Origin of the sequence: Micromonospora yasonensis (assembly GCF_026013475.1) — a bacterium.
GTDB classification, from domain to species: Bacteria; Actinomycetota; Actinomycetes; order Mycobacteriales; family Micromonosporaceae; genus Micromonospora; species Micromonospora yasonensis.
On record NZ_JAPDPH010000055.1, the window covers coordinates 1 to 13,855 of the forward strand.

7 protein-coding genes are annotated in these 13,855 nt (G+C 76.2%); 6 read left to right on the forward strand and 1 reads right to left on the reverse strand.

Annotation, left to right across the window (positions count from 1 at the left end; translation table 11 throughout):
- A partial coding sequence (locus ONA70_RS14200; protein ID WP_265006881.1) for a hypothetical protein occupies nt 1-335 on the reverse strand: 335 nt, incomplete at its 3' end.
- 148 nt (nt 336-483) lie between these two features.
- Between ONA70_RS14200 and ONA70_RS14205 the strand changes: the two genes are divergently transcribed.
- The 6 genes from ONA70_RS14205 (at nt 484) to ONA70_RS14230 (ending at nt 13,837) form a co-directional block, all read left to right on the forward strand.
- Nucleotides 484-684 carry a hypothetical protein gene (locus ONA70_RS14205; RefSeq protein WP_265006882.1) on the forward strand — a complete coding sequence of 67 codons (201 nt, stop codon included), beginning with the start codon at nt 484-486 and terminating at the stop codon, nt 682-684.
- 64 nt (nt 685-748) lie between these two features.
- The gene (locus ONA70_RS14210) at nt 749-1,144 is read left to right on the forward strand and encodes a DUF2267 domain-containing protein (protein ID WP_265006883.1); all 396 of its coding nucleotides are present in this window, start codon (nt 749-751) and stop codon (nt 1,142-1,144) included.
- 339 nt (nt 1,145-1,483) lie between these two features.
- Nucleotides 1,484-4,942, forward strand: a complete 3,459-nt coding sequence (locus tag ONA70_RS14215; protein WP_265006884.1) for an AMP-binding protein — start codon at nt 1,484-1,486, stop codon at nt 4,940-4,942.
- Nucleotides 4,943-4,980: 38 nt separating this feature from the next.
- Nucleotides 4,981-8,025 (forward strand): thioesterase domain-containing protein, encoded by a 3,045-nt coding sequence (locus ONA70_RS14220; RefSeq protein WP_454557357.1) that lies wholly within the window; start codon nt 4,981-4,983, stop codon nt 8,023-8,025.
- Nucleotides 8,022-10,337, forward strand: a complete 2,316-nt coding sequence (locus ONA70_RS14225; protein ID WP_265006886.1) for a lantibiotic dehydratase family protein — start codon at nt 8,022-8,024, stop codon at nt 10,335-10,337. The genes ONA70_RS14220 and ONA70_RS14225 overlap by 4 nt, the downstream gene beginning before the upstream one ends.
- Nucleotides 10,334-13,837, forward strand: a complete 3,504-nt coding sequence (locus tag ONA70_RS14230; protein WP_265006887.1) for an amino acid adenylation domain-containing protein — start codon at nt 10,334-10,336, stop codon at nt 13,835-13,837. Before ONA70_RS14225 ends, ONA70_RS14230 begins: the two co-directional genes overlap by 4 nt.
- Nucleotides 13,838-13,855: the final 18 nt, after the last annotated feature.

The window sequence follows — 13,855 nt, forward strand, 5'->3', positions numbered from 1 at the left end:
CCCCGGCGCCGGGCGAGCGCGGGGCCGGGGTCTGGCGGGACGCCGTCGGCGGGATCCGCTTCGTGTTCCGTGACCCGGTCGTGCGGGCGCTGACCCTCTGCTCCGGCCTGACCAACCTCTGGCACGCCGGCTTCCTGGCCATGCTGCTGGTGTACGCGGTCCGCGAGCTGCGGCTGCCCGCCGCCACGGTCGGCCTGCTGGTCGCCGGCGCCAACCTGGGCTACCTGCTCGGCGCGGCGGTGGCCGGTCGGACCCGCGCCCGCCTCGGCGTGGGGCGGGCGGTCACCGGGGCGGCGGTGCTCCAGGCGGGCGCGGCGCTGGTGCTGCTGCCGCACCCGGTCGGCATCGGCGCCGGGCTGGCGGTGAGCGCCTTCGCCAGCGGGCTCTACAACGTCAACGCGGTCAGTCTCCGGCAGGCCGCCACACCCCCGGCGCTGCTGTCGAGGATGACCGCGACCAGCCGGTTCGTCATCTGGGGGGGCGATGCCGCTCGGGGCGGCCCTCGGCGGCGCGCTGACCGGGCTGCTGGGCGCGCCGGCGTACCTCGCGCTGGCCTCGGCCGGGATGGCCGCGGCGGCGCTGGTGACCCGCTGCTCGCCGGTCTGGCGTACCCGGGACTTCCCGAGCCAGGAGGACCTGGCCGAGCGGGCGGAGGTCGGGGCGGCGGTGCCCGCCGGGCGGTGAGTGCCGTTTGCCGCCGCCGGCCACGGGTATCCGGCCCGGGGCCGGCGGGTGATAGGAGGCGGACGTGCGGTTTCCCCGATTCGTCGAGGCGGTGTCCCGCCGCGCCGAGTTGCCCGCCGAGCAGGCCGCAGCGATCTCCCGCGCGGTGCTCCAGACCCTCGCCGACCGGATCACCGGCGGCGAGTCGGCGGACCTCGCGGCCCAGTTGCCGGACGAGCTGAGCGGATACCTGACCGCCCCGGCCGAGGCAGCCGGCGGCGGGGGACCGGTGACCTTCGTACGCCGGGTCGCCGACCGGGCCGGGGTGGATCCCGCGGTCGCCGAGGTGGGCACCCGGGCGGTGCTCGCGACGCTGCGCGAGGCGGTCACGGTCGACGAGTTCCAGGATCTCGTGGCGCAGTTGCCGAAAGGATTCGACGCGATGGTCGACCCGATCCCCCGCCCACCGTACGATCGGTGAGGACCCTCCCCCGATGGGGTTGAGCTGCGGCAAAGGCGCCGCGAGGGGCGAAGATTTCCCGGCCCATAAGTATTTTCACCGGAAAATAACTCGCCAGTAGGCATCTACGCCGAAAATCGTCTTCGCGCTAGAGGGATGATCGGATGGTTTCCGCCGTCCGAGGTTCCAGGGCGCCGTCCCCTCTTCGGGCTGAGCCCGATCGATTCCCTTCCCATCGAGAGATTGAGCTTTATTCTGCTTCCAATGTGAAGTCCTGGGGGGGATTCATGGTCACATTAGTCGATCGCTGCGCGCCTGTCGTTTGTGGAGAGACATCAGCTCCCTGACATGACCCAACCGATGATCATCAATCGTTTCGGTGCGGTCGCAGCTCGGCAGGGTGATCGGCCCGCGCTCCTCGGCGAGACCCACGAGGTCGGCTACGCCGAGCTGGCCGGCGCCGCCGGGGGGCACGCGGCCGCGTTCGTCGCCGCCGGTGCCCGACCCGGCGACCGGATCGCACTGCTCACCCCGCACGGCGCGCCCACCGTCGCGGCGCTGCTCGGCGCCCTCGCCGCGGGCTGCGCGTACGTGCCGCTCGACCCGGGCTTCCCGGTCGGCCGGTTGCGTCACATGCTCGCCGCCGCCGGGGTGGACCTCGTCGCCTGCGCCGCCGAGCACCGCGAGCTGGCCCGCGAGTTGGCCGACGGCCGCGTGGTGGTGTCGCTGGACGACGTGCCGCCCGCCCCGCTGGCGCCGGTGCCGGTCGACCCGGACGCGCTCGCGTACGTGCTGTTCACCTCGGGCTCCACCGGGGTGCCCAAGGCGGTCGGGCAGACCCACCGGAACCTGGCGCACGTCGTCGACAACCAGATCGCCGCCCTGGCGATCGGCCCCGACGACCGGCTCAGCCTGCTCGCCTCGTTCAGCTTCGACGCCGCCATCCCGGACCTCTACCCGGCGCTGCTCACCGGCGCCGCGGTGGTTCCGGTGGACCTGCGCCGGCAGGGGCTCGCGTACGCCGTCGAGCAGCTCGACCGGCACCGGGCGACCGTGCTGCACTGCACGCCCACCGTCTACCGCTTCCTGCTCGACACCCTCGGCGAGCGGCGGCTCGACACCGTACGGGTGGTGCTGCTCGGCGGCGAGCAGGCCGGCTACGCCGACGCCGCCCGAGGCCGGGACCGGTTCGCCCCGGACTGCGAGCTGGTCAACGGCTACGGTGCCACCGAGATGACCTTCGTCGCCCGGTACGCGCTGCCGCTGTCCACGGTGGATCCGGCCGCGACCGGCCCGCTGCCGATCGGCACCGCGTTCCCCGGCTACGAGCTGCGCCTCGCGCCGGAGACCGGGGAGATCGTGGTGCACAGCCGGCACCTCGCCCCCGGCTACCTCAACCAGGACAGCGACCGGTTCAGCGTGGTCGCCGACGGGGTGCGCGCGTACCGCACCGGCGACCTCGGCCGCCGGCAGCCCGGCGGTGACCTGGTCTGCCTCGGCCGGCTCGACCGGCAGGTCAAGGTACGCGGCCACCGGGTCGAGCTGACCGAGGTCGAGGCGGTGCTCGCCGCCCAGCCCGGCGTCGCCGGGGTACGGGCCATCGCCCGCGACGGTGAACTGCTCGCGTACGCCCGACCGGCCGCCGGGACCCGGCCGGACGCGGCGGCGTTGCGGGCCGCCCTCGCCGCGGCGCTGCCGGAGTACGCGCTGCCCCGCGCGGTGGTGGTGCTCGACGAGTTCCCGCTCACCGTGACCGGCAAGGTCGACGAGCGGGCGCTGCCCGACCCGGCTCGGGAGGTGCCGGCGGGGGCGGCCCCGGCGACCGCGACCGAGCGGATCGTGCACGACATCTGGTGCGCGGTGCTCGGCCGGGCGGCGGTCGGCCGCACCGACAGCTTCTTCGACCTCGGCGGGCAGTCCCTCCTGCTCGGCCAGGTGCAGCAGCGGCTGGCCGAGCGGTTCGGGGTACGGCTGTCGATGTTGCGCCTGTTCGACCACCCCACGGTTGCCGCCCAGGCGGCGCTGCTCGACACCCCGCCCGAGGCGGTCCGCGCGCCGGTGCTGCCCGCGCCGGCCGCGCCCGCCACCGCGGCCCGGGAGTACACCGGCGACGAGATCGCCGTGGTCGGGCTCGCCGGGCGGTTCCCCGGCGCCCCGGACGTGGCCACCTACTGGTGGAACCTGTGCACCGGGGTCGACTCGATCCACGACCACACCGACGCGGAACTGGCCGAGCTCGGCATCGGCCCGGGACTGCGCGACGACCCCCGCCACGTCCGGGCCGTAGGCCGGCTCGACGGGGTGGCCGACTTCGACGCCGAGTTCTTCTCCTGCGGCGCCGACGAGGCCGCCCGTACCGACCCGCAGCACCGGCTCTTCCTGGAGACCGCCTGGGAGGCGCTGGAGGACGCCGGGCACGACCCGTCCCGGTTCCCCGGCCTGATCGGCGTCTACTCGGCCACCTCCGCCAACCGCTACTTCCTGTTCCACCTGCTCGACAACCCGGCCGTGATCGGCGACGTGGACCCGGACGACTGGGAGGCCCGGCTGATCGGCCGGCAGTTCACCGACCACCTGCCCGGGCAGGTGGCGTACCGGCTGGGGCTGACCGGGCCGGCCCTGGCGGTGCAGAGCGCCTGCTCCAGTTCGCTGGCCGCGGTCTGCGTCGCCGCGCAGAGCCTCGCCGACTACCAGTGCGACATCGCGCTGGCCGGCGGGGTCACCGTCGTCTGGCCCCGGCATCGGCACACCCCGGGCGGCATGGCCTCCCCGGACGGCCGCTGCCGCGCCTTCGACGAGGGGGCCAACGGGTCCGGCTTCGGCTCCGGCGTCGGCGTGGTCGCGCTGCGCCGGCTCGCCGACGCGCAGGCCGACGGGGACCGGGTCTACGCCGTCCTGCCCGGCTGGGCGGTCACCAACGACGGGCCGGACCGGGCCGGGTTCGCCGTCCCCGGCCCGGCCGGGCAGGCCGCCGCCGTGGCCAACGCGCTGGCCAGCGCAGAGGTCGCCCCCGGCGAGGTGCGCTTCGTCGAGGGTCACGGCAGCGGCACGCCGCTCGGTGACGCCATCGAGGTGGCCGCGCTGCACGAGGTGTACGCGGGCAGCGCCCCGGCCGAGTCCTGCGCGCTCGGCTCGGTGAAGACCAACATCGGCCATCTCGACGCGGCGGCCGGCATCGCCGGTCTGATCAAGACGGTGCTCGCCGTCCGGCACGGCGTCATCCCGCCGAACCTGCACTTCACCCGCCCGCACCCGGAGATCGACCTGGCCGCCGGCCCGTTCTACGTGCCCACCAAGGCCCGGGACTGGCCGGAGGTGCCGCGCCGGGTGGCCGGGGTCAGCGCCTTCGGGCTCGGCGGCACCAACGCGCACGTGGTGGTGGAGCAGCCACCGCCGGACGAGCCCGGGACGGAGCCGGGCGGCGGGCCGTGGCTGCTGCCGGTGTCGGCGCGTACCCCGGCGGCGCTGCGGGCCGCGCTGGCCCGGTTGCGGACCCACCTGGCCGGCACCGCTCCGGCGTTGCCCGAGGTGGCCGCCACCCTGGCGCTGGGCCGGCGGGCCTTCGCCCACCGCGCCGCCGTGGTCGCCGCGGACCTGCCCGGCGCGCTCGCCGCCCTGGACGTGCTGTTGGACACCGACGCCCGGATCGCCGGCGAGGGCGGTGCGCTACGCGAACTGGCCGCCGACTGGGTGGCCGGGCGGGACGTCGACTGGGACGACCTGCACCCCGAGGGCACGGTCCGCCGCACCGGACTGCCCACCTACCCGTTCCAGCGCCAGCGGTACTGGATCGATCCCGTGCAGAAAGGCTCGCATTGAACTGGTTCGTATCCACCGGAAGCCGACCCCAGGCGCCGGTGAGGTTGTTCTGCCTGCCCTACGCCGGTGCCGGGGCGAGCGCCTTCCGGCGCTGGCAGGAGGGGATCGGCCCGGACGTCGAGGTGCTCCCGGTGCAACTGCCCGGCCGGGAGAACCGGATCAGCGAGGACCCGCGCTTCACCGTCGCCGAGGTCGCCGCCGCCATCGCCTCCCGCGCCGACCGCCCGTACGCCATCTACGGCCACTCGATGGGCGGCCGGGTCGGCTTCGAGGTGGTCCGGGAGCTGCGCCGTACCGGCCGGCCGCTGCCGCTGCGGCTGTACGTCGGCGGGGCCCGCGCCCCGCACGTCACCGCGCCCAGCCTCTTCGACGGACTGTCCCAGGTGGACGACGAGGAACTGCTGCGCCGCCTCGGCGAGGGCGGCGGCCTCCCCGCCGAACTGCTCGACCACCCCGAGCTGGTGGAGCTGTTGCTGCCGCTGCTGCGGGCCGACTTCGGCCGGGTGGACAGTTACCAGTACGTCCCGGGCGAGCCGCTGCCGATGCCGGTCGTCGCGTTCAGCGGCGTCCACGACCGGGCGGTCACCCACGCGCACAGCGCCGCCTGGGCGGAGCACACCGCCGCCGGCTTCACCCTGCACGAGATCGACGGCGGGCACTTCTTCCTGCACGACCAGCTGCCCGAGCTGCTCGCCATGATCCGCGCCGACCTGGCCGGGGCGCTCGCCGCACCCCGGCACGGCCCCGCGGCGACGCCCGGCGACGCGGCCGCGGCGCACCGGGTACCGCTCGGCGGCACCGGCTGGTCGGTGTGGCGGGACGCGATCCTGCGCGGCACCGGCTTCCCGGCCGACGGGCTGACCCTGTTCGGCGCCCCGCGCGCCGCCGCCGCGGCCGACGAGCTGCTCGCCACCGGCACCGGGGAGGACCGATTCGACAAGGAGTTCGACGAGGCGGTCCGGGCGGCCGCCCACCAGCTCAGCGAGCTGGCCGGCCAACCGCTGCTGCGCGAGGCGGTCACCTGGCAGAACACCGGCGCGCTCGCCGCCCTGGACGGCCTGGTCAAGGGCGGCGGCGACGCGGCCCGCAACGTCCGCCGCCGGGACCGGGAGCGTGCCCTGCTCAAGTACTGGCAGCGCTACGCCGGCAAGAACGAGACGGTCGGCTTCTTCGGCCCCAGCTGCTGGGTCACCGTCGACCCGGACCAGCCGGAGGTTGCCCAGGTCAACTGCGGCACGGCGTTGACCCGGCGCCGCTGGGTCTGGTTCGAGTCGTGGGCGCTCACCGCGTACGCCGACACAATCGGCGCGGACGTCGCGGTGCGCCGCTGGTGGCCGCCGACGCTCTGCTCGCACCTGGCCCTGCGCGACCGCGCGGTGCTGCGGCCCGGTCGGCCGCCGGTGGCCCTGTCCCCGGTCGAGGCGGCGCTGCTCGGTGCGATCGACGGCCGCCGGTCCGCGGCCGAGCTGGTGACCGACCCCGCCGTCGGGCTGCGCCGCCCCGAGGACGGCTACGCGCTGCTGGACCGGCTGGTGGCCCGGGAGCTGATCACCTGGGACGCCGCGCTGCCGATCAGCCCCGAGGCGGAACAGGTGCTCACCGCCCGGATCGAGGCCATCGGCGACGAGCCGGCGCGGGCGGCGGCCCGGGCCGGGTGGGACCGGCTGCGTGCCGCGCGGGACGTTGTCGCCGCCGCGGCCGGCGACCCCGATCGGCTGCGCGCCGCCCTCGACGCGCTCAACGCCGTCTTCACCGAGCTGACCGGGGCGGCGCCCCGGCGGCGCGACGGCCAGATGTACGCCGGCCGGACCATCTGCTACGAGGACACCAGCCGCGACCTCGACGTGGTCTTCGGTGCCCCGCTGCTGGCCGACCTCGCCGCCCCGCTCGACGTGCTGCTGCGCGCCGCCCGGTGGATGGTCGAGGCGCTCGCCGAGGCGTACGGGGCGGTGTTCCGGGAGCTCTACGAGGAACTGCGCGCCGAGGCCGCCGACGGGCAGGTCGCCCTGTCCGAGTTGTGGTTCCTGGTGCAGGGCCTGTTCTGGGGCACCGGCGAGCGGCCGGTCGACGCGGTCGCCGCGGAGTTCGCGGCGCGCTGGGCCGGGCTGTTCGGGCTGGACGCGCTCCCCGCCGGCGCCAACGAGGTCCGGGTGCGGGTCGCCGACCTGGCCGCGCGGATCGACGAGGTCTTCCCCGGCACCCGGCCGGGCTGGTCCAACGCCCTGATGCACAGCCCCGACCTGCAGATCTGCGCCGCCGACGCGGACGCGCTGCGCCGCGGCGAGTACACCGTCGTCCTGGGCGAGCTGCACGCCGCCTGGTCGTCGTTCGACTGTGCGGTCTTCACCCCGTCGCACCCGGACGTCGAGTGGCTGCGGGCGGCGCTCGCCGCCGACCTCGGCGAGCGGCGGATCCGGCTGCTGTTCCCGACCGAATGGCCGCGCCGGACCAGCCGCACCGCCGAGACGCTGACCGGCCCCACCGACCGGCACCTGGCGTTCCAGGCGGCGCCCGGCGGGGACCCGGCCCGGGTGCTGCCCACCGTGGACCTCACCATCGGCGACGAGGACGGCCGGCTGGTGGTCACCGCGTCGGACGGCCAGCGCTGGCCGCTCACCGAGGTCTTCGCCGAGCTGCTCAGCGCGCACGCGGTGGACGGCTTCAAGCTGGTCGCGGCCGCGCCGTACACGCCCCGGATCACCCTCGACAACCTGGTGGTGGCCCGGCAGACCTGGCGGACCACGGTGGGGGAGAGCGGGCTGGGCACGGTCACCGGGGAGCGGGCCCGGTTCCTCGCGGTCCGCGACTGGCGCCGCCGGCTCGGCCTGCCCGAGCAGGTCTACGTGAAGCTCGGCACCGAGACCAAGCCGTGCTTCGTCGACCTGGCCAGCCCCGCCTTCGCGAACATGTTCTGCGCCCTGGTCCGGGCCGCCCGGGTCGACGGCGGAGACGACGTGTCGCTGGTGGTCAGCGAGATGCTGCCCACCCCGGACCAGGCCTGGGTGCCCGACGGGGACGGACGGCGGTACTTCAGCGAACTGCGCCTGCAGATCGTGGACGACCACCGGGAAGGGACCCGATGAGCGGCCGCAACAGCCACCTGCTGCCGCTCGGCGACACCGGCTGGTCGGTGTGGCGGGACGTGGTGCTGCGCAGCGCCGGCTTCCCGGCCGCCGGTCTCGACCGGTTCGCCGCACCCGAGGCGGCTACCGTCGCCGACGCCCTGCTCACCGGCGAGAGCACCCCGGAGCTGCTCGCCAAGGCACTGGGCGAGGCGTTCGCCGAGTCCTCGGCGGTGGCCGGGGAGATCGCCGCCGACCCGCTGCTGCGCGAGGCGGTCACCTGGCAGAACCCCGACATGCTCGTCGCCCTCGACGGCCTGCTGCGGACCGACCCGGCGGTGCGTAACACGCGCCGGCGCAAGCGGGAGATCACGGTGCTGCGCTACTGGCAGCGGTACTGCGGCAAGGCCGAGACCATCGGCTTCTTCGGGCCGGTCTGCTGGGGCGTGCTCGACCCGAACGACCCGCGTACCCGGCTGACGCCCGGGCCGGCGCTGGTGCGCCGCCGCCGGGTCCACTTCGAGGCGTGGGCGCTGATCGCGTACGCCGACCGGATCGCCGACGACCTGGCGGTGCGCCGCTGGTGGGCCCCGGCGCTGCAACCGCACCTGACGGTGGAGGAGCGGCAGCTGCGCTCGCCGATGCACCCGCCGATCGCGCTGACCGCGCCGGAGGCCCGGCTGCTCGCCGCCTGCGACGGGCGCACCCCGGCCGTGGAACTGGCCGAGCGGCTGCGCGCCGAGGGCCACGTGCACAGCGTCGGCGACGTGTACCTGATGCTCGACCGCTGGGTCGACCGCGGCCGGCTCAGCTGGGACGCGAACCTGCCGGTCAGCCCGGACGCCGAGCCGGTGCTGGTCGAGCGGATCGCCGCGATCGGCGACCCGACGGCGCGCGAGGCGGTCGCCGCGGGCTTCGACCGGCTGCGCGCCGCCCGGGACGAGGTCGCGGCCGCCGCCGGCGACCCGGACCGGCTCGCCGCCGCGCTCGCCGCGCTCAGCGCCGAGTTCACTGCGGTCACCGGCCGGCCCGCCACCCGGCACCAGGGGCAGATGTACGCCGGCCGCACCGTCTGCTACGAGGACACCGCCCGCGACCTGGAGTTCAGCATCGGGGCGCCGGTGCTCGACGCGCTGGCCGCCCCGCTCGCCGTGGTGCTGCGGGCCGCCCGCTGGCTCACCGTCGAGGTCGGGGCCGGCTGCGCCGACCTGTTCGGCGAGCTCTACGACGAGCTGGCCGCCGACGGGCCGGTGCGGCTGGCCGACGTCTGGCTGCTCGCTCAGGGCACCCTGGTCGCGCCGGACGGGCCGATCGCCCGCGCCGGCGCCGCCTTCACCGAACGGTGGGCCGAGCTGTTCGGCCTGCGTGACCTTCCCGCCGACCAGGTCGAGCTGCGGCTGCACGCCGTGGACCTGGCGGACCGGGTCCGCGAGCTGTTCCCGGCCGAGCGGGCCGGCTGGCCCTCGGCGCGGCTGCACAACCCGGACGTGCAGCTCGTCGCCGCCTCCGTCGAGGCGATCGACCGGGGGGACTTCCTGCTCGTCCTCGGCGAGCTGCACCCGGCCACCGTGTCGTACGACAGCGCGGTGCTCACCCCGTTCCACCCCGACCCGGCGGCGGTGCGGGCCGCGCTGGACGCCGACCTCGGCCCGGCCCGGCTGCGGGTGCTCTGGCCGGAGAGCTGGCCCCGGCGGACCACCCGCACCACGTACGCCCTGACCGGCCCGGACGACCGGCAGCTCGGCATCGACACCGCCCGGGGCGCCGACGTCGACCGGCTGGTGCCGGCCACCGCCGTGCTGGTGGAGCGCGACGGCGACGAGCTGACCGCGGTCTTCCCCGACGGCGGCCGGTGGCCGGTGATGGAGGTCTTCGCCAACCTGCTCGGCTCGGTGCTGCTGGACGCCTTCAAGCTGCTCGACCCGGCCCCGCACACGCCGCGGATCACCATCGACCGGCTGGTGGTGGCCCGGCGTACCTGGCGGACCACCGCCGAGGCCTGCGGGCTGGCCGGGCACGCCGACGAGACGGCGCGTTACCTCGCGGTCCGTCGCTGGCGCGCCGCCAACGGCCTGCCCGAGCGGGTGTTCGTCAAGGTCGGCACCGAGGTCAAGCCCTGCTTCGTCGACCTGACCGGCCCGCTGTACGCGCAGTCGCTGTGCGCGATGGTCGACGCCGCCCGGAAGGCCGGCCCGGAGGTCCCGGTGACCGTCACCGAGCTGCTGCCCGAGCCGTCGCACTGCTGGGTGACCGATGCCGACGGGCGCGGCTACGTCAGCGAACTGCGCCTGCAGATCACCGATTCAGCAAGCTACCGGGGAGACCACGGGTGACCGACATCCTGACTGTCAGCGCCGCGACCGGGGACGCCCTGCCCTGGCCGGACGCGACCCTCGCCGACCTGGTGACCGCGCAGGCGGCCCGGACCCCGGACGCCGTGGCCGTACGCCAGTGGGACGCCCGGCTCAGCTACCGGGAGCTGGCCGACCGGGCCGCCGGGGTGGCCGCCGCGTTGCGCGAGCGCGGCGTCGGCCGGGGCGACCGGGTCGGCGTCTGCGGCCGCCGTACCCCCGATCTGGTGGTCACCGTGCTCGGCGTCCTCCTGGCCGGCGCCGCCTACGTGCCGCTCGAACCGGGCGGACCCCGCGAGCGGCTCCGGGAGATCGCCCGCGACGCCGGGGTACGCGTGGTGGTCGGTGACGCCGCCGCGGCCGAGTTCGGCGACGAGCCCGGCGTCGAGCCGGTCGCGCTGCCCGGCCCGGCCCCGCTCGCCCCCTGCCCGGCCCGCCCCGCCGACCCGGCGTACGTGCTGTTCACCTCGGGGTCGACGGGCCGGCCCAAGGGGGTGCTCACCACCCACCGCAACGTCGTCGAGTTCGTCACCGGGGTAACCGCGCTGACCGGCGTGGATGCCGGCGTCCGGAGCCTCGGCATCGCCTCGCTGGGCTTCGACGCGGCCACCATGGACCTGTTCGTGCCGCTGCTGCTCGGCGGGGCGGTGCAACTACTCGGCGCGGACGACCGGGCCGACCCGGTCCGGCTCGCCCGGTTCATCGCCGCGCACGAGGTGACCTGGGGGTTCATCACCCCGACCGTGCTCGCCCTGCTCGACCCGGCCGACGTGCCGTCCTGGCGTACCGTGCTCTGCGGCGGGGAGGCGGTGCCGGCCGAGCTGGCCGCCCGCTGGGCCCCGGGCCGGCGGTTCCTCAACGGCTACGGCCCGACCGAGACCACCGTGCTGGCGGTCACCGGCGACCTCACCGCCGCCGACACCGACCCAGTGCCGATCGGCCTCCCGCTGCCCAACCACCGGGCGTACGTGGTGGACGCCGACCTGCGCCCGGTACCGCCGGGGGAGACCGGTGAGCTGCTGATCGGCGGTCCCGGGCTGGCCGACGGCTACCTCAACCGGCCCGGGCTGACCGCCGAGCGGTTCGTCCCCGACCCGTTCGGCGACCGGCCCGGAGAGCGGCTCTACCGCACCGGCGACCTGGTCCGCCGCGGCTCCGACGGCCGGATCGTCTACCTGGGGCGGGCCGACCGGCAGGTCAAGGTGCGCGGCCAGCGGATCGAGCTGGGCGAGGTCGAGGCGGTGCTCGCCGGGCACCCCGGCGTCGAGCGGGTCGTCGTGGAACCGGTGCCCGGACCGGCCGGCACCGAGCTGGTCGCCTTCCTCACCCCGGTCGACGGCCCCGACGACGGCGCGCTGCGGGCGTACGCCGAGCCCCGACTGACCGCCGCGATGCTGCCGGCCCGGACGGTACGGCTGGCCGCGCTGCCGGTCAGCCCGACCACCGGCAAGCTGGACCGGCCCGCGCTGCGCGCCCTCGCCACGATCGCCGCGCCGGAGCCGGTCGACGCCGCGGACGGTGACGACCGGGTCGCGTCCACCGTCCGGCGGCTCTGGACCCGGCTGCTCGGCGCCGCGCCGCGCGAGGACAGCGACTTCCTCGCCGCCGGCGGCAACTCGATCGCCGCCATGCGGCTGGTCGCCGGGCTCCGCGCCGAGCTGGGCCGGCAGATCGACACCCGGGTGCTGTTCACCAGCCGGACCTTCGCCGCGCTGGTGGACCGGGTCCGCGTCGCCGCCCCCGCCGACGGCGATGGGCTCACCACCGGCAACCCGCCGACGCTGTCCCCGCCGCAGCGGCGGCTGTGGTTCATGGACCACCTCGCCCCCTCCAGCGCGCCGTACAACATCGCGGTCGCGCACCGGCTGCGCGGGCCGCTGGACACCACGGCGCTCGCCGCCGCGCTGCGCGCCGTGGTGGAGCGCCACGACGTGCTGCGCTGGCGGATCCCGCACACCGGCGGGGTGCCGTACGCGGTCCGTGAGGAGCCGTCCGACGTCGCGGTGCCGGTGGTGGACCTGACCGGCGCCGCCGACGCCGAGGCGGAGCTGGCCACCCTGCTGGCCGCCGGGGCGGGGCACGCGTTCGACCTGGCCACCGGGCCGCCCTGGCAGGCGACCGTGTACCGGCTCGGCCCGGCCGAGCACGTGCTCGCCATGACGATGCACCACGCGGTCTTCGACGGCTGGTCCGAGGCGCTGCTCTACGACGACCTCGCCGCCGCGTACGCCCGCGCGGTCGCCGGCGAGCCCCCGGCCCTGCCCCCGCTGCGCGCCGGCTATGCCGACTACGCGGTGTGGCGGGCCGACCGGGACCGCCGCCGGGGCCCGGCCGACCTGACCTGGTGGACCGAGCACCTGGCCGGTGCGCCGACCGTGCTCGACCTGCCCCGGGACCGGCCCCGCCCGGCGGTGCAGACCTACGCCGGCGCCGAGGCGGCGGTGGCGCTGTCCGAGGACGCCGACCGGGCGGTCCGCGCGCTGGCCGACCGCCGCGGCGTCACCGTCGCCGCCGTGCTCCTCGCCGGCTTCGGGGAGCTGCTGCGCCGGCTCACCGGGACCGACGACCACGTCCTCGGCGCGATCGTCGCGGACCGGCGGCTGGCCGCCTTCGACGACGTCATCGGTTTCTTCATCGACACCGTGCCGGTGCGGGTCCGGGCCGACGCGGCGAGCTTCGCCGAGCTGGTCGACCGGTGCGCCGCCGAGCTGCACGAGGTCACCGAGCACCCGGGCGCGCCGCTGGAACGGATCGTCGAGGCGCTCGGTGTGGGCCGGGACACCTCCCGCGCCCCGCTGGTGCAGGTGCTGTTCAACGTGCTCAACTTCGTCCCGCCCCGGCTCGCCCTCACCGGGCTGGCCGTCGAGCCGCTGCCGGTGCCGAAGCCGGGTTCCCCCTTCGACATCACCGTCTACGTGGTGGAGCGGGCCGGCCGGGCCGGCGTCGAGGTGGTGCACAACCCCGACCTGTTCGAGGCCGAGCGGGTCGACGCGCTCCTGGCCGACCTCGCCGCCCTGGTCGGCGCGCTGGCCGCCGACCCCGACGCGCCGGTCCACCAGGTGGCCGCCGAGCTGCCCCGACCGGCGGTCCGGGTGGCGGCCCTGGGCGCGATGACCGTCGCCACCGCCGAGCCGGCGCGGGTGCCGCTGCCGGCCGGTCCCGACGCGCTGACCGACACCGAGGAGCTGATCGCCGGCATCTGGCGACAGGTGCTCGGCACGGACCGGGTCGGGGTCACCGACAACTTCTTCGACATCGGCGGCCACTCGATGGCCCTGGCCGCGGTGCACGCCCGGCTCACCGAGGCCACCGGCCGCTCGATCACCATGCTCGACCTGTTCCGCCACCCGACCGTACGGGCCCTCGCCGCCAGCCTCGACGGCGCCGCCGACCGGCCGGAACTGGCCCGCGCCGCGCTGCGCGCCGCCGCCCGGCGCGGCCGGGCCCGCCGTACCCCGCCCCGACGACCACACCAACCGTGACGGGCATCCCTCCCCGCC

Excerpts from the sequence above, each read along its gene's own strand:
- ONA70_RS14205 (WP_265006882.1), top strand. The coding sequence starts at position 484 with ATGCCGCTCGGGGCGGCCCTCGGCGGCGCGCTGACCGGGCTGCTGGGC.
- ONA70_RS14215 (WP_265006884.1), top strand. The coding sequence starts at position 1,484 with ATGATCATCAATCGTTTCGGTGCGGTCGCAGCTCGGCAGGGTGATCGG.
- ONA70_RS14225 (WP_265006886.1), top strand. The coding sequence starts at position 8,022 with ATGAGCGGCCGCAACAGCCACCTGCTGCCGCTCGGCGACACCGGCTGG.